General features: G+C 66.8%; 16 protein-coding genes and 1 pseudogene. 5 read left to right on the top strand and 12 right to left on the bottom strand.

Annotated elements, in window-relative coordinates; all coding sequences use genetic code 11:
• Window positions 1-12 precede the first annotated feature (12 nt).
• From AC1D2O_RS23005 to AC1D2O_RS22995, 3 genes are read right to left on the bottom strand one after another with little or no spacing between them, the layout of a single operon-like run.
• Window positions 13-1410 carry a TolC family protein gene (locus AC1D2O_RS23005; RefSeq protein WP_478085755.1) on the bottom strand — a complete coding sequence of 466 codons (1398 nt, stop codon included), beginning with the start codon at window positions 1408-1410 and terminating at the stop codon, window positions 13-15.
• 7 nt (window positions 1411-1417) lie between these two features.
• On the bottom strand, window positions 1418-2554 hold the full coding sequence (locus AC1D2O_RS23000; RefSeq protein WP_478085754.1) for an HlyD family secretion protein: 1137 nt from the start codon (window positions 2552-2554) through the stop codon (window positions 1418-1420).
• A complete protein-coding gene (locus tag AC1D2O_RS22995) occupies window positions 2554-3000 on the bottom strand; it encodes a DUF3302 domain-containing protein (RefSeq protein ID WP_478085752.1) in 447 nt (148 codons plus the stop codon). The genes AC1D2O_RS23000 and AC1D2O_RS22995 overlap by 1 nt, the downstream gene beginning before the upstream one ends.
• Before the next feature lie 313 nt (window positions 3001-3313).
• Between AC1D2O_RS22995 and AC1D2O_RS22990 the strand changes: the two genes are divergently transcribed.
• The gene (locus AC1D2O_RS22990; protein WP_478085751.1) at window positions 3314-4276 is read left to right on the top strand and encodes a CysB family HTH-type transcriptional regulator; all 963 of its coding nucleotides are present in this window, start codon (window positions 3314-3316) and stop codon (window positions 4274-4276) included.
• 19 nt (window positions 4277-4295) lie between these two features.
• Here the strand turns inward: AC1D2O_RS22990 and AC1D2O_RS22985 are convergent, their stop codons facing one another.
• Window positions 4296-5315 carry a DUF2272 domain-containing protein gene (locus tag AC1D2O_RS22985; RefSeq protein WP_478157958.1) on the bottom strand — a complete coding sequence of 340 codons (1020 nt, stop codon included), beginning with the start codon at window positions 5313-5315 and terminating at the stop codon, window positions 4296-4298.
• Between the two features lie 167 nt (window positions 5316-5482).
• Here AC1D2O_RS22985 and AC1D2O_RS22980 point away from each other — a divergent pair, with 167 nt between their 5' ends.
• Window positions 5483-9514, top strand: coding sequence for a Pls/PosA family non-ribosomal peptide synthetase (locus AC1D2O_RS22980; RefSeq protein ID WP_478089695.1), 4032 nt, complete (start codon window positions 5483-5485; stop codon window positions 9512-9514).
• A 50-nt stretch (window positions 9515-9564) separates the two neighbouring features.
• Here the strand turns inward: AC1D2O_RS22980 and AC1D2O_RS22975 are convergent, their stop codons facing one another.
• Window positions 9565-10803 carry an MFS transporter gene (locus tag AC1D2O_RS22975; protein WP_478089698.1) on the bottom strand — a complete coding sequence of 413 codons (1239 nt, stop codon included), beginning with the start codon at window positions 10801-10803 and terminating at the stop codon, window positions 9565-9567.
• Between the two features lie 113 nt (window positions 10804-10916).
• Here AC1D2O_RS22975 and AC1D2O_RS22970 point away from each other — a divergent pair, with 113 nt between their 5' ends.
• Complete coding sequence (locus AC1D2O_RS22970; RefSeq protein ID WP_478089694.1) at window positions 10917-11858, top strand: LysR family transcriptional regulator; 942 nt, start codon at window positions 10917-10919, stop codon at window positions 11856-11858.
• A 25-nt stretch (window positions 11859-11883) separates the two neighbouring features.
• Here the strand turns inward: AC1D2O_RS22970 and AC1D2O_RS22965 are convergent, their stop codons facing one another.
• From AC1D2O_RS22965 to AC1D2O_RS22950, 4 genes are all read right to left on the bottom strand, one after another.
• Window positions 11884-14157 (bottom strand): xanthine dehydrogenase family protein molybdopterin-binding subunit, encoded by a 2274-nt coding sequence (locus AC1D2O_RS22965; RefSeq protein ID WP_478157972.1) that lies wholly within the window; start codon window positions 14155-14157, stop codon window positions 11884-11886.
• Window positions 14154-14645, bottom strand: a complete 492-nt coding sequence (locus AC1D2O_RS22960; RefSeq protein ID WP_478157957.1) for a (2Fe-2S)-binding protein — start codon at window positions 14643-14645, stop codon at window positions 14154-14156. Before AC1D2O_RS22960 ends, AC1D2O_RS22965 begins: the two co-directional genes overlap by 4 nt.
• Window positions 14642-15916, bottom strand: a complete 1275-nt coding sequence (locus AC1D2O_RS22955; RefSeq protein ID WP_478157956.1) for a c-type cytochrome — start codon at window positions 15914-15916, stop codon at window positions 14642-14644. The genes AC1D2O_RS22960 and AC1D2O_RS22955 overlap by 4 nt, the downstream gene beginning before the upstream one ends.
• 180 nt (window positions 15917-16096) lie before the next feature.
• A complete protein-coding gene (locus AC1D2O_RS22950) occupies window positions 16097-17179 on the bottom strand; it encodes a helix-turn-helix domain-containing protein (RefSeq protein ID WP_478089691.1) in 1083 nt (360 codons plus the stop codon).
• A 166-nt stretch (window positions 17180-17345) separates the two neighbouring features.
• Between AC1D2O_RS22950 and AC1D2O_RS22945 the strand changes: the two are divergent.
• Window positions 17346-17420 (top strand): annotated as a pseudogene (locus AC1D2O_RS22945) (thioredoxin domain-containing protein); the annotation flags it as partial.
• A 15-nt stretch (window positions 17421-17435) separates the two neighbouring features.
• Here the strand turns inward: AC1D2O_RS22945 and AC1D2O_RS22940 are convergent.
• A complete protein-coding gene (locus AC1D2O_RS22940) occupies window positions 17436-18878 on the bottom strand; it encodes a catalase (RefSeq protein WP_478157955.1) in 1443 nt (480 codons plus the stop codon).
• Between the two features lie 207 nt (window positions 18879-19085).
• On the opposite strand from AC1D2O_RS22940, the gene AC1D2O_RS22935 reads away from it, so the two are divergent.
• On the top strand, window positions 19086-19790 hold the full coding sequence (locus tag AC1D2O_RS22935; RefSeq protein WP_478094787.1) for a YoaK family protein: 705 nt from the start codon (window positions 19086-19088) through the stop codon (window positions 19788-19790).
• 13 nt (window positions 19791-19803) lie between these two features.
• Here AC1D2O_RS22935 and AC1D2O_RS22930 read toward each other — a convergent pair whose 3' ends face one another.
• Together AC1D2O_RS22930 and AC1D2O_RS22925 are read right to left on the bottom strand one after the other, a co-directional pair.
• On the bottom strand, window positions 19804-20418 hold the full coding sequence (locus AC1D2O_RS22930; protein WP_478094783.1) for an antibiotic biosynthesis monooxygenase: 615 nt from the start codon (window positions 20416-20418) through the stop codon (window positions 19804-19806).
• 12 nt (window positions 20419-20430) lie between these two features.
• Entirely contained in the window at window positions 20431-20745 is a 315-nt protein-coding gene (locus AC1D2O_RS22925) for a GNAT family N-acetyltransferase (protein WP_478157954.1), read from the bottom strand.
• Window positions 20746-20750 lie beyond the last annotated feature (5 nt).

The following is a 20750-nucleotide window of genomic DNA, read 5'->3' as shown; positions in this document are numbered from 1 at the left end:
CTGGGTCTCCTGTCATGGCGTGGCCTCCGGGCCCCATCCCCCGCCAAGCGCCAGCAGGAGATTGACGCGCTGCACGCGCCGTTCGGCCTGCACGCGCAGCAGGGTGGAACGCGCCGCGAAAACGGCCATCTCCTGCTGCGTCACGGTGCGCTGATCGCGCGAGCCGACGCGATAGCGGGCGTTCTCGATCTCGAGTCCTCTTTGCGCCTCTTTCACCTGTCTGTCGAGGATCGGTTCTCGTTGCCGCAGCGTGGCCTCTTCCGAGAGGGCGGTCTCGACTTCGTTGAAGGCCTTCAGCGCCGTCTGCGCCCAGGCGGCGGTGGCCTGCTTCTGCTCGGCGCTGCGCGCCTCCACTTGCGCCTGCAGCGCACCGCCATGGAACAACGGCGCGACCAGCCCGGCACCGATGCTCGCGTTCGGGTTGTCGCGATCCTTCAGGACGAACATCTCGCTGGTGATCGAGGAGAGCCCCGCCGTCAGGGAAATGCGCGGCAGCCGGGCCGCCTGCGCCTCCTGCATGCGGTCGAAGGCCGCCGCCACGCGGCGCTCGGCGGCGACGATGTCCGGGCGCCGCTCGAGCAGTTCGGACGGCAGGCCCGCTTCGACCGGCAGGTCGATGCGCGGCCACGCGTCGATGGTCTTGAGCTCGGCGGCCGGATAGCGGCCCAGCAGGAGTTCGAGCGAACGCAGCGACTTCGTGTAGGCGAGATCGAGCTGACGTTCGGCGTCGAGATAGGTCTGCAGGGACGCCTGGGCCAGGACCACGTCGGACTCGCTCGCCGCCCCGATGCGCCAGCGCTGATCGGCGAGCGTGATCGATTGACGGCCGGCATCGATCATCTGGCGTGCCAGCTGGCGTTGCAGCGAGGCCTCGGTCGCAAGGAACCAGGACTTCGCGACGAGCGCTGCGATCGACTGCCGGGCCGCCGTCAGGTCGGCCTGGGTCGACGCATGCTGCTCTTCGGCCGCGCGCGTGGCGGAGCGCACACGGCCCCAGAGATCGATTTCCCACGAGGCCGAGATCAGCCCGCCGTTGAGGCCCGAGCCGTCGCCGCCGAGCTTGCCGCCGCGCCGGCCGATGAAGTCGATGGCGGGCAGTGCCTGGGCGCCGGCCGCCTTGACGCCCGCCGCAGCCGACTCGACCCTCGCGGCCGATGCGCGCAGATCGTTGTTGTAGTCCAGCGCCTCGGCGACCAGCCGGCTCAGCACCGGATCGCCGAAGCCCGCGATCCAGCCGTTGCGCACGCTGCCCGGCAGCGCGCCGGCCTTCCAGGCGGCCGGCGTCGGCGCGTTCGGCAGCGACTCGCTCGCGAGCGTGGCGCTGTCGGGCGGCGGCTTCAGCGCGCAGCCGGCGGCGCCGAGCCCCGCCAGCGTGAGCGCCATCCAGATGCGCAGGGAGAGCGTGTTCATGCGCGACTCAATGCAGCTTGAGGATCAGCACGTCGAGCTTCGCGCCGACACGCAGGATGATCTTGCGGATGATGTGGATCAGCGCCAGGTGCTCGGTGTAGATCGCCCCCTCGCCCACCGCGCCCGCAGCGAAGAACTCGTTCTGGTGCTTCGGGTCGACCTCGAACCTGACACCGAAGCGGCCCGGCGGGATCGCGGCCGTTCCGGTCGTCGGCAGCTGCGTCGAGTTCACCTGCTGGCCCTGGGCCTGCGCCCAGATGATGGATTCGACCTTGGCCTTGAAGATGTGGCCGGGCCGGGTCTTCAGCGAGAACTCGGCTTCGTCTCCGGTCGCGACCTGGTGCAGCTCGTTCTGCTGGTAGAGCGCGACGACCTGGTACTTGTTCTCGACGAAAGTCATCGCCGGCGTGATCGGAAACGCCGTCGTCATCGAGCCGGGCCTCAGCTGCAGGTTGATCGCCTGGCCGTCGGAGGGCGCGACGACGGTGGTCTGCGAGAGCTCCCACCTGGCGCTCTCGAGCTGCGCCTTGATCTGCGCAATCTCGGCCTGGTCGTCGTCGACGGTCGCCGACAGGCTGGCGCGCACCTGCGCCTCGCCGGCGATCGACGCCGCGAGCTGCGCCTGCAGTTCGAGCACGTTGGCTTGCGCCTGCTCGAGCGCGAAGCGATCGCCGGCGCCTGCCGCGACCAGCTGTCGGTTCTGCTCGACCCGCTTGCGCGCGAGTTCGAGCTGCGCCCGCACCGCGCCGGATTTCGAGGTCGCGGCATCGAGTTCCGCGCGCATCTTGCGCGTCCCCCCCTGTGCATTCGCCAGCTGGGCCTCCAGCGCCTTGACCTGCAACCGGTAGGGCGTCGGGTCGATCCTGAACAGCACGTCGCCGCGCTTGATCGGTTGATTGGGCTCGACCGCCACCTCGATCACCTGCCCCTTCACCTGCGGCACGATGTTCACCACGTACTTGAAGACCCGCACGTCGGCGCTCGACGGTGCGTAGATGTTGAGCAGCATGATCAACAGCGACATCGCGACGACCGGGATGGTCACCACGATCACCATCGCGATGTTGTTCCAGGGCAGCCACTTGAACTTGAAGAAGATCAGCCAGACGAAGAAGGCATAGATGCCGAGCAGGATCGCTTCCATTACGCGGTGATCCCTTCGGGCACTGCGGCAGCCTGGACCCTGCGTTGCTGCGCGGCCCGCAGGCGCTCGCGCACCAGCTTGAGTTCGGGCGTCAGCCCGCCGCGCTGCTCCAGCGTATTGAGTTCGTCATGAAGGTGATCCACGTGCTCGTGTTCGAGCTCGTCGCGGTGGGCCCGCTCGCCATGCTCGATGTAGAAGTCCTCGTGCTTCTCGGTGCCGAAGGCCATCTTGTAGCCGATGGGCCGCGTATAGGCCCAGAGCCACGCGATCGGCCACAGCAGCCCACCGAAGACGAGCGACAGCAGGCAGAGCGTATGGATCGCGGCCTTCTGCGGGTGATGGTTCTTCTCCGCGATCTTCTCGGGCATCACGTGCACGAGCCAGAACAGCGCGATCACGAGGACCGGCACCAGCCCCAGGACGACATAGGACATGACGTCGGCCATCGTGTCGAGCGCTTCGCCCTCGAGAAACGAGGCATGCGCAGGGAGGGCCCACCCCGATGACAGCACCAGGACGGTACTCAGACAGGTGCGTGGCGCAGCGCTGCGCGAGTCTCTGGAACATTCAAGAAGCGGATGCAAGTGCGATCTCCTGGTCGGGGGGGTAAATGTAACAAGAAGATCTTCATTGCAACCGGAATGGGCTACAGATGTTTCGCTCATTTGGAAGCAACGAATCGGTAGTTCGGCCTGGGAAGGCACGCCCGCAGAATCGGCCACCTCGTGCAGCTTGGCACGGCTTTCCGTTTGGCTCCCCATGAATTTCCAACAGCTGCGCTCCGTGCGCGAGGCCGTGCGATGCGGTTTCAATCTGACCGAAGCGGCCCATGCGCTTCACACCTCGCAGCCCGGCGTCAGCCGGCAGATCCGCGAACTCGAGGACGAGCTCGGCCTCGCCCTGTTCGCCCGCGCCGGCAAGCGCCTGACCGGACTCACCGCGCCCGGCGATCACCTGCTGCCGATCATCGAGCGCGTGCTGCTCGAAAGCCACAACCTGCGCCAGGCGGGGCAGGAATTCCTCGCACAGGAGAGCGGCTCGCTGTCGATCGCGGCCACCCACTCGCAGGCACGCTACGCGCTGCCGGTCGCGGTGCAGGAGTTCCGCGGCAAGTTCCCCAACGTGCAGTTGCACCTGCGCCAGGGCTCGCCCAAGCAGGTGGCGCAGATGCTGCTCGAGGGCGAAGCCGATGTCGGCATCGCCACCGAGGCACTGGGCGACTACCCGCAGCTGGTCGCCCTGCCCTGCTACCGCTGGACCCACTCGGTGATCGCGCCGCCCGGGCATCCGCTGCTCGACGGCCCGCTCACGATCGAAGGGCTGGCGCGCTTTCCGCTGGTCACGTACGACAGCGGCTTCACCGGCCGCACCCGCATCGACGAGGCCTTCGCCCAGCGTGCGATCAAGCCCGATTTCGCCATCACGGCGATGGACGCCGACGTGATCAAGACCTATGTCGAACTCGGAATGGGCGTCGGCATCGTCGCCGGCATCGCCTTCGAGACCGAACGCGACACGCAGTTGAGCGCGATCGACGCCGGTCACCTGTTCGGCATCAACCTGACCAAGCTGGCGGTGCGCCGCGGCAACTACCTGCGCGCCTACGTCTACGCCTTCATCGAGTGCTTCGCGCCGACGCTGTCGCGCGCGGTGGTCGAGGAGGTGCTGGGCAACAGCGTCGCCGAGGACACCTCGCCGCTCGATGCGGCGCTCGCGCATTGAATCAAAATTTCACCCTGGCTCAACGCCACTGCAGCAGCAGCGACCAGGGCTGGCGGCTCATGTGGCGGTCGACGCAGCCGGCCTGTTCGGCGCTGCAGCCCGCGGGCAGATAGCTCGGATCCAGCAGCGTCGTGCCGGGGGCGAAGGCCAGCCGGCGCAGGGTGACGGACTGCAGCACATTGCCGCCCACGGCGTCGAAGCCCGAGGTGTCCACGGCCACGACCACGTCGCAGTGCATCGGCAATGCGGCCCCCCAGGCTCGGCGGCCGGCCAATGCCTCGCCGATCTTGTCGAAGGTGTCCAGGCCGGCGCCGGCACCGCGGGCCTGACACACCAGGTCGCCGACACGCGGCGGCGTGCGCGTGATGTCGCAGGCGCGCATCGCGTAGGGCGTGGCCCGGCCTGCCGCTTCGTCGACGCCCGCCTGCCACGCGGCGCCTGCGTAGTCGGCATGCGCTTCGGAAAACAGGAACTCCTCCGCGCCGAGCCCGGCCTCGCGCGCGAGCCAGCTCACGAAGGCGGCGGACCAGGGCGTGTCGATCACGGCGACCCGGTCGATCGCGGTCCCGACGGCGCGCAGCTCGTGCGACGCCAGGCCCTGGTCGGGTCCCACGCCAAGGCCTTGCAGATGCGCGTCCGTGGCCTGGTTCAGCGCCTGCTTCAGCAGCGTCCGATCGGCTGGTCGCAGGGCGCCGAATCGAACGAGGTAGGGCAAGCGGCGGCGCTGCGGATCGACCGCCTGCCAGTAGCCGAGCACCCGCTGCCATGGCGCCTTGGCCAGGAGCGTGCCGCGGACGTCCTCGGCTTCCGAAAGCCCGGATTCGGTGAGCCGGCCCTCGGCGTCCATGGTCTGGCCACCGAAGGCCTGGTGCTCTCGTTGCGCCGCGGCGGCCAAGGCCAATGCGCGGGCCGGCGGCGCAGGCCGGGCGGCCGCGTCCAGGCAGGCCGAGCTGGCGGATGCACCGTGCGGTGCCAGCAGGATCAGCGCGGAAGCGACGAGTGGGGCGAAGAGCCGCCGCAGCGAACAAAAGGAAAGCATGCGAAGGCGAGCATAGCCCGGGCCTCTTCCCAGCTTCCCAGCTTCGCGATTGAACGATCGAGATCGTTCGCCATGCGCCACCTGCCTGCCCCCATCCCCGCCTGTAGGACAATAGGGGGTTGGATCGCCAGCCGCCACATGGCCGCGCTGGCACTCCAGGATTGACGATGTTTCGCACAAACCCTGATTCCCTTCTCCCCACCGCCCCCTCCGACACCCCCGACATCGTTCACGGCCCCGACCGGGCCGACCTGCTTCGGCCCGAGATCCTCGCCGACCTGTTCGAGGCCACCGCCGAGCGAATCCCCGCCCAGACCGCGCTGATCTTCGGCGAGCGGACGCTGAGCTACGGAGAACTGGGTGCAGCGGCGGATCGGGCCGCGTCGAAGCTGATCGAAGCCGGCGTTCGTCCCGGCCGCATCGTGGGCCTGTGGCTGCCGCGAGGCATCGAACTTCTGATCATGCAGCTGGCCATCGCCAAGACCGGCGCCGCCTGGCTCCCGCTCGATGCCGATACGCCGGTCGAACGCATCGCTGTGTGCCTGGACGACGCCGATGCCGCCGGCCTCGTGAGTTGCGCAGCGCTTGCGCCCCGACTGGCGGCGGTCGGCCGTCCCCTCTGGAGCGCAGAGGCGATGCTGGCCGATGACGCCCGCGGCCCCGCGCTGCAGCGTCGTCAAGGTGCGCTGCCCGACCACCCCGCCTACGTGATCTACACCTCGGGCTCCACCGGCAAGCCCAAGGGCATCGCGATCACCCAGCGCAGCATCTGCCACTTCCTGCGCAGCGAAAACGCCGTGCTCGGCGTGCGCCAGGATGACCGCGTCTACCAGGGCTTCTCGATCGCCTTCGACATGTCGTTCGAGGAGATCTGGCTCAGCTACCTGGTCGGTGCGACGCTGTGGATCGCGCCGAAGGCCATCGCATCCGACCCCGAAGCGTTGCCGAAGGCCCTGATCGAGCAGCGCATCAGCGTGCTGCACGCGGTGCCGACGCTGCTGGCCCTTTTCGATCGCGATGTGCCGGGGCTGCGCCTGATCAACCTCGGCGGCGAAATGTGCCCCGAGTCACTGGTTGCGCGCTGGGCGGCCGCCGGCCGGCGGGTCTTCAACAGCTATGGCCCGACCGAGGCGACCGTGTCGGCCAGCATGGCCGAGCTGCGCGCGGGCGAGACCGTGACCATCGGCCGGCCGTTGCCCAACTATGCGCTGCTGGTCATCGCGCCCGATGTCGAGCACGGCCTCAGGCTGCTGCCGCGCGGCGAGGTCGGCGAACTGTGTATTGCCGGCCCTGGCGTCGCGTCGGGCTACCTCGGGCGCCCCGACCTGACGGCCGAGAAATTCCTGCGCAACCCCTGGTCGAGCGGCACGCACGACGATCGGCTCTACCGCACCGGCGATCTGGCGCGCATCGACGAGGACGGGCGCGTGCTATGCCTCGGGCGCACCGACGACCAGATCAAGATCCGCGGCTTTCGAGTCGAACTCGGCGAGATCGAGGCCGTGCTGGCGCAGCAGCCTGGTGTCGGCACTGCGGCCGTGGTGCTGCGCCAGGTCGAGGGTGTCGACCAGTTGATTGCCTTTCTGGTGGCCGAGAGTTCCACCGGCGTGTCGGCGTCTGCTCTGCGCCCGGCGCTCGGTGCGCGGCTGCCGCCCTACATGGTGCCCGGCCGCTTCGAGGTGCTGCCGCACATGCCGCGCCTGAGTTCCGGGAAGATCGATCGCAAGACGCTCAAGTCGAGGCCGCTGGCCGAGGCGAAGGGTCCGTCCGAAGGGTCGGATACACCGCAGACGCCAGCCGAAATCGCGTTGTTCGCGGCGCTGGCCGGACTCTTTCCCGGCCTCGCGATCCGGCGCACTTCGGACTTCTTCGACGAACTCGGCGGCCATTCGCTGTGGGCGGCGCGGCTCGCATCCTTGCTGCGTGCCGACCCCCGCTTCGCCCGGATCACGGTGCGCGACATCTATCAGCGCCGCACCGTGGGCGGCATCGCCGCCGCGTTGGATGCCTGCGGCGGCCGGGAGACGACGCCCGTGCCCGATTGGACACCGCCATCGGCGTGGCGCCGCTGGCGCTGTGGGGTCGCGCAGGCCGCGGCGATCCCGGCACTGGTGGCCATCCGCATGATGCAGTGGCTGGCGCCGTTCTTTACCTACCACTTCTACACCGGCGGCGCAGGGGATTCGATCCTTCGTGCGATCGCCATGTCGATGGTTGTGTTTCTGGCGGCGACACTGCTCGAGTTCGTGCTGGCGATCGCCGGCAAATGGCTGATCGCAGGCCGACTGGCGCCTGGCCGCTATCCGCTGTGGGGCTTCACCTACTTCCGCTGGTGGCTGGCCGACCGGCTGGTCGATGCGGCGCCCACCTACTTCATCAGCGGCTCCTCGCTGCACGCCTGGTGGCTGCGCGCGCTGGGCGCGCGCATCGGCAGGAACGCGAGCATCGGTTCGATCAAGCTGCGCGCACCCGATCTGCTGACGGTCGGTGACGGCGCCAGCATCGGCAACGCGGTCAACTTCGAGAACGTGCGCGTGCAGCGCGGCGAGTTGCTCATCGGTCCCATCGAGATCGGCGCCGAGGCCCATATCGGTTCCTATGCCGTACTGGAAGGCAACACGCGGGTCGGGAACTGGGGCCATCTCGACGGCCAGTCTGCACTCAGCGACGGCGAGACGGTGCCGGCCGGGCGCATCTGGAGCGGCTCGCCGGCGCGCGACACGGGGGCCTTCGACGCCGCCTCGCTGCGGCCGCGCCCGCCGGTCAGCAAACGCCGGCTCGCCGGCGAAGGCCTGTTCTTCTTCTGCGGCGCCATGCTGGTCGCGGCGCTGTTCTTCCTGCCGGTCTTCCCGACCTTCATGCTGATCGATGTGCTGGACGACACCGAACGGTTCCCCTGGCTCGAAACCAGCGTCCCCGTGCTGCAGCTGTTCAAGTATTTCGTGCTGGCGCTGCCTGCGGGCGCGGTGATGATCGTGCTCACGGCCCTGATCTCCGCGGGCATCCGCTGGAGCGTGCTGCCGCGGCTCAAGAGCGGAAGCTGGCCCGTGCACAGCAATGTCTACTGCGGCAAATGGCTGGTCAACCAGATCCAGGAATCGAGCCTGCAAGTGCTGCATGGCGTCTACGCCACGCTGTTCGCGCCCATGTGGTACCGGTTGCTGGGGGCCAAGGTAGGCCGCAACGCAGAGATTTCGACCGCGCTCGGCGTGGTGCCCGACATGCTCACGCTCGGCGACGACACCTTCATCGCCGATGCGGTGCTCCTGGGCGACGAAGAGATCGATGGCGGCTGGATGACGATGCGGCCCACCGTCATTTCGCGTCGCAGCTTCGTCGGCAACGGCGCCTACCTTCCCGATGGCACCACCTTGCCCGAGAACGTGCTGATCGGCGTGCTCGGGCGGGCGCCCGATCCGGCGGCGCTGCGCAGCGGAGACACCTGGGTCGGCTCACCCGCCGTGCGGCTGCCGGCGCGAGAAACCGTGACCGGCCACCCCGCGTCGCTGACCTTCAATCCATCGCCGATGCGCCGGCTGGGGCGTGCCGTGGTCGAGGCTTTCCGCATCGTCGCTCCGCACGCGATGGTGATCGCCGCGGGCTACAGCATCGTGCTGGCGGTGATGCCCTCGGCGGCCGCCGAGCAGTGGGGCGCGGTGGCCTGGGACCTGACCGTCGACGGCCTGCTCTTCGGCCTCTCGACCTTCGTGTTCGTGGCGCTCTTCAAGTGGATCTTCCTGCGCCGCTACCGCCCGCTCGCCGTGCCGATGTGGACGCCCTTCGTCTGGCTCTCCGAGGCAGCGACGAACCTGTACGAGGGCATCGCGGTGCCCAACTTCATGCACTATCTGCGGGGCACGCCCTGGCTGCCGATCGCCTTCAATCTGCTGGGCGCGCACATCGGCCGCGGCGTGTACCTGGACACCACCGACCTCACCGAATTCGATTGCGTCCACATCGGCGACTACAGCGAACTCAACGCGCAATGCTGTCCCCAGACCCACCTGTTCGAGGACCGGGTCATGAAGATCCATCAAGTGAACATCGGCAAGCAGGTGAGCATCGGGCCGCGCAGCATCGTGCTCTACGGCGCGACGGTGAACGACGGGGCGCAGCTTGGGGCCCTGACGCTGGTGATGAAGGGCGAGAGCATTCCGGCGGCTTCGCGCTGGAGCGGGAATCCCGCAGCGCCGGCCTGATCCTGGCCGGCTCGGGCAGCACCTTGAGGCTCGGGCCCAAGCTGTCCGGCTCAAGCGGCACGCGGCCAGATGCGAAGCGCGAGTGCACCAAGCGCCGAAGCAGCAGAGAGTGCCGTGACCGCCATCCAGCCCCATTGAGCGAGTAGCAGCGCTCCGATGGCAGAACCTGCGGCCATACCGATGAACATGCCCGTGAACAGCACCGCATTGAGCCTGCTGCGTGCGCCGGGATCGATGCTGTAGACGATGGTCTGATGCGCAATCAGCGCGGCCTGGATGCCAAGATCGAACCCGATGGCGCTGGCAACCAGCAGCCAGAGCTGCGCACTCGGCTTCATGAACGGCGCGAGCGCCATGGCACTGAACGAGACGACGACCAGTCCCGCACCGAGCCGCGCCACGAGTTCGGGACCGCTGCGATCCGCCAGGCGACCGGCAATCGGTGCAATGAGCGCCCCGGCCGCGCCGGCAAGACCGAAGGCCCCCGCCGCTGCCGCACCGAGGTGGAAGGGCTCGCCATGCAGCATGACTGCCAGGGTCGACCAGAAGGCGCTGAAGCCAACGGAGAGCAGCCCCTGCGACCATGTGGCGCGCCGCAGCGACCCATGTCGCTTCCACAGCTTGGCGAGCGACCCCAGCAGCGCGCCATACGACAGGTGGGTCGTCGCCTTGAAGCGCGGCAGGTTGCGCCATGCCAAGGCGCCGATGAGGGCGATGCTTGCGGCGGCGGCGATGAACATGGCTCGCCAGCCCCAATGCTCCGCGACGAAGCCGCTCACAACGCGCGACAGCAAGATGCCGAGCAGCAAGCCCGTCATCACCGTGCCCACCACCTTGCCCCGATGGGTTTCGGGCGCGAGGGTTGCAGCGGCAGGAACGATGTCTTGCGCCATGGTGGCGGACAGACCGATGACCAGACTGGCGACAAGGAGGGTTGCAATCGAAGGTGCGGCGGCGGCGAGCAACAGCGCCGCGCACAAGACCGCAGCCTTGGCGAGGATGATGCGGCGCCGGTCGTACCGATCGCCGAGGGGCGCCAGGAACAAGATGCCCATGGCGTAGCCGAGCTGCGTCAGCGTCGGAACCAGCCCGACCGAGCGGGCGGAAGCGCCGATTTCAGGCCCGAGAACGCCAAGCATGGGCTGGCTGTAGTAGAGCGATGCCACCGCCAGGCCGGCGCCACCCGCCAGCAACAGGATGAGTGGCGTCCTCAAGGTCGGTGCGGCCGGAACGCTCGGCGAAGCGCCATCGGACGCCTGGGTCGAATACGCGGATTGAATATGAGACATGGTGTTAACCCTAGAAATCACAACGAGCGCGAAGTGTGATCCTCAGGCCATTGCGGCGGAAGTAGCGTGACGCGCAAAATGGATATACGCTCCACGCATAAAGCCAAAACGCCATGTCATCTGCACGACCCCTGTCGAATACGCCCGGCAACGCCGATCGCCTGGAGTTGTTGCAGACCTTCGTGCATATCGTGGAGGCGGGAAGCCTGTCTGCGGCTGCGGCGCAGATGGGCGCGACGCAGCCCACCGTGAGCCGCCGGCTCCAGGTTCTCGAGCGTTTCCTGGGCCTTCGGCTCCTGCGCCGCTCCACGCACGCCATGAAGCTCACCGAGGACGGCGAACGCTGCTTCGAGCGCGCCAAGGAGATCCTTGCGAACTGGCAGGCCTTCGATGCGGATCTGCGTGGGGTGGAAAACGAGCCCGAAGGCACCCTGCGCGTCGTGGCGCCGCACGCGTTCGGGCAGGAGTTGCTGGTCGGCCCGCTGGCCGATTACCTGCGCAACCATCCCGGGGTGTCGGTGGAATGGCTGCTGCACGACCGTCGGCCGGACTTTGTGGCGGAAGGCATCGATTGCGCGATTCATGTCGGTGAAGTCAGCGATCCGTCGGTCGTTGCGCAAAAGCTGTCCGAGGTGCCGCGCATTGCCGTCGCGGCCCCTTCGGTGATCGCAGGAAAGGCAACGCCCACCCACGCCGCGATGCTGGCCGAGCTGCCCTGGCTCGCTCTTCGCACGTACTACCGGACGGACATCCTGCTGACGCATGCTCCGAGTGGCGAGGCTCTCCGTCTGCCGATCAGGCCACGCATGAGCACCGACAGCCTCTATGCGTTGCGCAGTGCCGCGTTGCTGGGCCTGGGCGTCTGCGTTGGCTCCAGTTGGCTGTTTGTCGAAGACCTTGCGCAAGGCAGACTGGTTCAGCTCGTGCCCGATTGGCAGGCGTCGCCGCTCCCGGTGTATCTGACCTATCCGCACGCGCGCTTCTATCCGGCCAAGCTGCGGCGATTCCTGGAAACGATGCGCACTGCCGTCCCGGCCGCGATGAGCGCCAGTTGAGCCATATGGCCAGGAATATTCGTCTTCATGAGGCGCTTCCAGGGGATGCGCCGAGCATGAGCCTGACGCGTTGCGGATTCAGCGGCATCTCGCGCAGGCGCTGGCCGGTGGCATCCGCCAGTGCGTTCGCAAGCGCCGCGGCGGCAGGTCCCTGACCGGCTTCTGCCGTGCCCAGGAAAGGCAGTCCAGGCCGGTCGACGATGTGCACCTCGATCGAATGGGGCACGTCGGAGAACCTGTGGATAGGATAGGCGCTCCAGTCGAAGCTGGTCCTGTGCGTCGCGTCGAAGGTCGCTTGCTCGGCCGTGGTCCAGCTGAGCGATTGAACGATCGCGCCCTCGATCTGGTTGCGAATTCCATCGGGATTCACGGCCTGCCCGCTGTCCACTGCCGCGACCACGCGCGGCACCGCGATGCGGCCGGTTTCCCGCTCGACCTCGATCTCCATCGCGATGGCGCAGTACGCACCGATGTTCTTGTAGCGGGCGAATGCCATGCCGCAGCCTCGCAATGCGCCGCCGCGCGGCCGCTTCGACCAGCCGAAGCGCTCTGCGACGGTCTGCATCACGGTGCGCGCACGCTCGTCCCTCATGTGGGCGAGCCGCAACGCCAGCGGATCCACGCCGGCCGCCTTGGCCAGTTCGTCGAACATGCATTCGATCGAGAACACATTGAGGTGCGCGCCCAGCGAGCGCAACGCGGACACACGAAGCGGCATGTCCTTGATGAAGTGGTAGTTGACCTTCATGTTGGGCAGCGCATAGAGCGGATTCGAATTCCGGCTGCCATCGCCTTCGGGCATCGGAATCGGCTTGCCTTCCGGCACCGGGAACGGCGGGCTCACTTCCTGGCCCGCAGTCACGCCGCCCGCGCCCACCGGGCGGTTGTTGTGGGGGTTGCTCCAGACATCATGGCGCCATGCAACGATGCGGTTGTCCGCATCGAGCGATGCTTCCAGTTCCGTGAGCATGCCGGGACCCAGCGGTTCCCAGCCCTGCTCCTGTTCGCGCATCCACTGGAGCCGGATCGGCCGGCCCGGTACTGCGCGTGCGACGAGGGCGGCGTCGGCGGCGGCGTCGTCAGCGCCATTCTGTCCATAACAGCCGGAACCCTCGGCGTGAATCGCATGCACCTTGTCCAGCGGCAGATCGAGAAGCTCCGCCACAACGCGCCGGACATCGAAAATCCCCTGGCTGTGGCTCCACACAGTCATGACGCCGTCCTCGAACAACGCCATCGCGCAGGACGGGCCGATCGAGCCATGGTGAAGCCAAGGCCGCACATAGCTCGCCCTGATGCTGCGTGTCGCCGGCCCGGTGCGGTCGCTCGTGTCGAGGATGACAATGTCGCGCGACGGCAGACTTTTGAGAGTCTGCGTCACCGTCGCGAGCGCTAACGGCGGCGCGGTGCGCATGAAACGGCCTGCCTGCAGCTGACGCATCGCGACGACGGCGCTCCATTCGCTCTCGGCAACGACCGCCATGAAGCCAGCGTTCCGCACCACCTTGGCATCGGCGGGAAGGCGAGCCAGGGCGGCCGCATCGACCTGCATCAGACGCGTGCCGTGACTGGGCCCGCGCACCACACGGGCATGCAGCATGCCGGGCAGCCGCATATCGTGCACGTAGGCGCCGCCGCCGCTCAGCTTGGCGGGAATGTCGACGCGTGGCAGTGACTTGCCCATCGTCCGGAATCGGGCCGGGTCGCGCAGCGGCACATTCGCCAGCGCCGACACATGCATCGACAACCGCGCCGCGACTTCCCCATAGCCCGCGGAACGCCCGTCGCCGGACCGCAGCCGGCCGTCGCCGGTCGTCTGTACGGACGCCTCGGCAACGCCCCACTGCGTGGCCGCTTCGCGCGTCAGCAGCATGCGGACGTTCGCCGAGGCGTTCTGGATCGCCGTGCCGCTGTCCTGCATCGAATGGCTGCCGGCGGTCAGTCCTTCGTCCGGGGTTCGTGCGGTGTCGGCGGTCACCAGCGCGATCTGCGAGGGCATCACGTCCAGCTCCTCGGCGGCCACCTGGATGAGCGCCGTTCGAATGCCCTGCCCGAGCTCGGCCTTTCCCGTGAACACAGTGATCAATCCCTCCGAGTCGATGCGGATCCAGGCGTCGAGCAGCGGGATGCGCTTCAGATCGCCCGCCAGATCGGGCGCAATCACCTCCGGTGCGGCGCCGCCTTCGCCGCCGCCGGCGAGCTGCGACCGCGCCCTTTGCATCAGGGAGAAACCGACGACAAGAGCGCCAGCGGCGAGCAGTGAGCGGCGCCGCAACGGAAGGTCCTCTGGTGCACTCACGGGGCCCCCTTTCCAGTCGCAGCACTGGCGCTCAGCATCTCGGCGGCGCGACGAATCGCCCTCAAGATGCGCATGTGCGTCCCGCAGCGACACAGGTTCGGCTGCATGTGGGCACGGATTTCGTCGTCGCTGGGCCGCGGGTTCCTGTCAAGCAGCGCCTGCGCACGCATCACCATGCCGGCGATGCAGTAGCCGCATTGGGCCGCCTGCTCCAGTTCGAATGCCTGTTGCAGAACGCCCGGCTGCCCCGCCTTGGCGAGCCCCTCGATGGTGCGGATGGCTCGCCCCTCAAGCGCGGCGATGGGCGTCACGCACGAGAAGACGGCGCGGCCATCGACCTGCACCGTGCAGGCGCCGCACTGCCCGAGCCCGCAGCCATACTTGGCGCCATTCAGCGCCAGGTCGTTGCGCAGCACGTACAGCAGCGGCGTCGACGGATCGCTCTCGATCGCGCGGCGCGTGCCGTTGACTTGAAGCTGGAGTGTCATGGCGATGCACCTTCCTTGCGGGCCGTCGCCACGCTGCGTTCCAGGTCCTGCCACGGCGGTCGATCGGTGAATCGGGCGCGCACATAAGCCGCGAGCACTGCGACCTGCACATCGCTCAGCGCATCGGAGAATCCGGGCATGAAGGGCCGCTGTTCGGGGGTGGGGGTGCGCAGACCCTGCAAGATGGCCATCACCGTGTTGCGCGAATCGCCCGCATGGACGGATGTGACGAGCGACAGCGGCGCTCGCCCTTCCCTCGACATGGGCGACCCCTCGGCGTGGCATCCTGCACAAGCGCCCGCGAAGAGGACGGCGCCGAGGGGCTGTTCGCGCGCCGCGGAGGCCGTGCGATCGGCCCGTGCCTCGGCCGCAGGCGACACCCCAGGCGGCGTGGCGCCCGCAGGATGCATCGCGGCATCGATGTAGATCGCCATGGCTTTCACGTCGTTTTCCGATGCGCTGTCCAGCGCATGCGATACCGGGCCCATCGGCCCGTTCGCCATGCCATGCCGAGGATCCGCACCAGTGCGCAGGTAGCGATAGAGAGAATCGACATTCCAGCGCGCTGCCCACGGGTTGCTGCCATCCAGCGGCGGCGCGCGCCATCCCTCGGCGCTGCCGCCGGTCAACGCAAGGCCGGCTTCTTCCGCTCCGAGCGCATTGCGCGGTGTATGACAGCCACCGCAATGCCCGAGACTCTGGACCAGGTAGCCGCCGCGGTTCCATTCGGCGCTCTTCGAGGTATCCGGCACGAAAGGTGCTCGACGGAGAAACAGGAGCTTCCAGCCAGCCAGCAAGGGTCTGAAGCCAAGCGGCGGAATGAGTTCGTTCGGCGGCGGGCGCGAAGCGACGGCCTCACGCGTCATGAGAAATGCGTAAAGGGCCTCCAGGTCGGCGGTGCGCGTCTTCGTGAAGTGCTCGTAGGGCAATGCCGGATACAGATGTTCGCCGTCGCGCCTCACTCCCTCGCGCATGGCGCGTTGAAAGGCCTCGACCGACCAGCTTCCGATGCCGGTGCCCACATCGGGCGTGATGTTGGTGGCATAGAGCGTGCCGAATGGCGTAGCGAGCGCCCTTCCGCCGGCGAAGGGTTTTCCACGCTCGGCCGTGTGACACACGACGCAGTCCCCAACCGCAGCGAGCGAGGCCCCAAGCAATATCTGCACCTCGGGAAATACCGCATTCGCCGGACGCTCTATCGGCGCTATCGCGGATCGAAGCGTGAAGACCCAGGCGACCACGGCCGCCATGGCCAGGCCGCCCGCAGCCATCCAGGCTAGGCGTCGATGGCGAGGGAGAATTCTCATGTCGGTGCAAGCTCCGTGGGGGACGACGCGTGGTGCCACGCCTCGTCGCGTTTACTGGCAACGAGCTTAGATTCCCGGTCCACTTTGGGCTTGAACAATGCGACGCTGGTTTCTCCATTTGTGTGGCGCAACGAGCCCCGAGGCTCAGCTGCCGACTTGCATCCTGCGGCGCCAATTGCCAGGCGGCGTGCCAGTGGACTGGGTAAAGACGCGCGTGAAGTGACTTTGATCAGCAAAGCCGCACGCCGCGGCGACGTCGGCGAGCGGGCGCTCAAATTCCATCAGGAGCGTGCGTGCACGCTCCAGCCGTTGGGCGATCAACCACTGATGCGGCGTCTGGCCTGTGGTCTCGCGAAAAGCATGGATGAAATAGCTGCGCGAAAGATCGCATGCGCCCGCAATCTCGGCGATCGACATGCTGGCGTCGATCTTGCTGCGCAGCATTTCCTTCGCCCGCGCCTCTTGTGAACGAGAAAGAAGCCGCTTCCTCCTGGGGTCTGCCGTAGGGGCGCCACCGTACTTTTCGAGCAGGTAGGTCTCCATGGCGATGCTCATCTGTTCGACGAACAACATGCTCGCTTCGGCAGGCCGGTCCAGCGCCGGCGTCAACGCCCGGGCGAGGTTGGCGAGCACTTCGTCCTTGACGCCCGTGACGGGTGCGAGCCCGCTGACGCGGACGCCGCTCCTTTCCTCGATCGCGCGCTCGATCGCGGTATGCGAAACCTCGAGCAGCACAAAGTCGAAGGAACTCTTCAGATCGGCGCGATAGCGATCGGTGAAATCACGGATGTAGATGGAACCCGAGTCGAAGTCATGGCTTGAAGCATGGTGCTCGTGAAGAATTCGTCTCCGGTGGCCATCGCGCAGCGAAATCCCGACGAGGACGCCGCGTCCGGTGGCCGGCGTTTCCACGTAGTGAAGCTGGCTACCGTCGGTCGTCTTGCGATAGACCTTGATGCCGCCCACCGAGAGCTCCTGATCTCTTTGAAGCTGGTTGGACACGCAACCCAGCGTGTCCTTCGGAGCCGCCGAAAGATCGAGCAAGGATGGAGGGGCATTCATTGGCTGGAAGCATCTGCTTTCGATGCAGATGAATTCGCGGAACAGGAGTTGAAGATACTGAACACCCGATTGGCTGCTCGACGCCGAACGGCGGATAGGAGTCTTGTGCGGTTTGTTGAACGAATGTGATGACGCAAGCATCGTGCGCGCCGATGCGGTCGACAAGGGTTCCAAATGCAGCACAAACCGTACATAACGCCCTCATGGAGTTGGGTATCGTCGCAGCCGGCGATGTTTTTCGTCGCCGTCAAATCTCCTTGCAAGAGGCTTCAATGAGCGCGTTGCCACACCCGAATCCGCTTCTCACACGCCCGATCCAGCCACCGAGCACATCCTCGGACCGAGCTCGGCCACGGTGACCATCGTCGAATTCGGCGACTTTGAATGCCCTGCCTGTCGCCAGGCTTACCCGGCCGTGCAGTCAGATCCCAAGTTGCGCCGCGACGCCCTGTCCCAACGAGTCGTCGACGAGCCGGAAGTGTGCGATCTGGCGCCGCTGAATGGCTTCGGGCACAGGGGTCATTGCCGCTGCGATGTTCTCGAACAGCCGCTGCCGCTGGCCATGGTCCATGCCCCGGTACATGGCGGCCGCCTGCGCATAGTCGCCGAGTCCCTGACGATCGTCGAATCGCTTCGCGTCCCCGCTCAGCGGCAGCGCCGGCTCCGCGTGCTGGCGGTCGGGACGCGGCCCGCCAAATGAATTAGGTTCATAGTAGGCGTCGGTCCGGGCCGGAACGTCCAGACGCATCGCGCCATCTGCGTGATAGGTGTGCACGGGGACCCTGGGATGATTCACGGGCAGCGCCCCGTGGTGCGTGCCGATCCGGTAGCGCTGCGCATCCGCGTAGGCGAGCAGCCGCCCCTGCAGCATCTTGTCGGGCGAGAAACAGATCCCGGGCACGATGTTGGCCGGGTTGAATGCCGCTTGCTCCACTTGCGCGAAGTAGTTGTCCGGGTTGGCATCGAGTTCCAGCGTGCCGAGTTCCATGAGCGGAAATTCCTGTTGCGACCAGACTTTCGTCGCGTCGAACGGGTTGAACGGCATCCCGGCCGCTTGCTCTTCGGTCATCACTTGCACCTTCAGTGACCAGCGCGGATGCTCAGCGCGCTCGATCGCTTCGAACAGATCGCGTTGCGCGCTTTCCCGATCGTTGGCGATCACCTCGCGGGCCTCGGGGTCCGTCAGATGGCGGATGCCCTGCTGCGTCTTGAAGTGGAATTTGACCCACACCCGTTCGTTGGACGCATTGATGAGGCCGAAGGCGTGCACGCCATAGCCGTGCATGTGGCGAAAGCTCCACGGCAGGCCGCGATCGGAGAACAGCATGACGATCTGGTGCATGCTTTCGGGCGAAAGCGACCAGAAGTCCCAGATCGCCGTCGGTGATCTCAAGTGGCTGACCGGATGGCGCTTCAAGGCCCGAACCAGATCAGGAAACTTCTGCGGGTCGCGAATGCAAGCCACAGGCAGATTGCTGCCGATCAAATCCCAGTTTCCCTCTTCCGTATAGGCCTTGAGAGCGAAGCCGCGCACGTCGCGCTCCGCGTCGGCGGAGCCTCGCTCGCCGGTCAGCCCGGAGAAGCGGACGAGCACCGGCGTGCGCTGGCCGGGCTGAAGAACCCGGGCCCTGGTGTGGCGCGAAAGATCGCCCGTGATGTGCAGCGTGCCGAAGGCGGCGGCGCCCTTTGCATGGAGCACCCTCTCCGGGATGCGCTCGCGCGCCAGATAGGCCAGTTTTTCGACCATTTGGTAGTCCTGGATCAGGATCGGTCCGCGAGGACCGGCGGTGATCGAGTGCTGGCTGTCCGCGACCGGCGCACCGCCGGCCGTGGTCAGCGTGGGCGGCCTGCTTTCTGTTGGCATGGGCGAACTCTCGAGTCGAAAATCTGGGGGCGATATTGGACCGCCCCGGCTCGTTTGTCTTGAACAAGAGTCGCCCGGGTTGAACATCGGGCCATGGCAGCGTCCGAATGTGCAAGGAGGCTGACAACCCGACAAGACCGAAAACGCCCAAGGCGCATCATGAAGCCCTGCGCGCAAAAGCGCGCCCCATCACACGAAGGCGCTCCCATAAAACCGTCTCTTCCTTTGCTCATGAGCCTCAACGGGGGCTTTGTGGACACCGCCGGATTTCTGGCGCTCCAGGGCCTGTTCACCGCCCATGTCACAGGGAACTTCGTCACCATTGGCGCGGCGCTGGTGCACGGCACTTCGGGTGCGCTGACCAAGCTCCTGGCCCTGCCGGTGTTCTGCGCCGTGGTCATCCTGACGCGAGCGCTGAGCTACAGACTGCCCGACTTCGGCCTGCCGGTCTTGCGAACGATGCTGGTCTTCAAGACACTGCTGCTCGCCGCAGGCGCTGCCATCGCCGTGCGTTTCGGTCCTTTCAGCGACGGCGACAGCGGGCTCGCGATGCTCACGGGGATGGCGCTGGTGTCGGCAATGGCCATCCAGAACGCCGCACACCGGATTCATCTGGCGAGCGCCCCACCGACCACCCTGATGACCGGCACAACCACCCAGATCATGATCGACCTCGCCGACATGCTGCGAGGGCTGCCATCGCAAGACGCCGACCCCGCACGCGCCCGGCTTCTGCGAATGTCGGCCAGCGTCGCCGTGTTCGCAGCAGGCTGCGCAGCTGCCGCGCTCACCTACATGTGGCTGGATGTCTGGTGCTTCGTGATTCCACCCGTGTTGGCCGCGTGCGCCGTCGTTCTTCAACACAGCACGCGTGAGGGCGAGTCGGCAGGACCGGCCGTCGTTGCCCGCTGAAGGGCCAGGCGCACTACTTGTAAAGCCAGCGCGCCATCAGCCGCGTGTATCTCGGCATGATGACGTACACCATCAGGGCAACGATCACCGCCGATGCGATGAAGTGCTCGCCGAAGTAGTTCGACGTCGGGCGCACAAGATCGAACAGCCGGCTCAACATGGCCGGGACCAGCATGGTCAAGGGGTAGATCACCGACAGCGTCAGCAGGAATTGCTTGTAGCGCTTGGCTGGCTTCTGCCCCGCCGGCGGCCTGAACCAGAATTCCAGGCCACTGCGCGTTTCCACCCGTTCGTCGGCGTCGAGGAATGCGGCAGCCTCATCGATCAGTTGCCGGCGGGCGTCGGACGCGAACCAGTCTTGCGCATGCGCCAGCGAATCGAAACGAATGGTGATCGTGTATTGCAGGGTCCCTGCTGCCGGATGGATGACGTTGACACCGCGATGCCCGGGAAATCGGGCGGCGATCGGCATCACTTTCCTCAGCCATTGCTCGTATTGCGCAATGGCCTCCGGCTTGACGGTCTGCTGGATGACGGCGGTGACGGTGTCCGGCCGTGGTGGTTCGCGCCCGACGATTTCGTCCAGTGTCGCGGTCCGCAATTCGGGGTGACGATCCTCGGTGACCATGAACGCCGCCTTTCAGATGCCGAGAAGCGTCCGGCCTTCATCGGCCAGCAGGTCGTGCGTCTCGGGATGTCCTCGCATGTAGGCAGCGAAGACGGGGCACTTCGGAATGACCCGAAGGCCGCGTTCGCGCGCGGAGGCCAGCCCCGCCAGCACCAGTTGCGTCGCGACGCCGTGGCCTCGCAAGGCATCCGGAACGATGGTGTGGATGAAAGTGATGACCTCGCCCGTCAACGCGTAGATCGCCACCGCGACTTCGCCCTGAGACTCGGCCTCGAAACGATGCTTCGAGGGATTGTCGCGAACCGAAATGGAAGAAGAGTTGGTCATGGTTC

It is taken from the genome of Variovorax sp. P1_G12 (genome assembly GCF_056405555.1).
The sequence above is the reverse complement of the archived record's forward strand: the minus strand, read 5'-3'. Positions and strand labels throughout refer to the sequence as shown.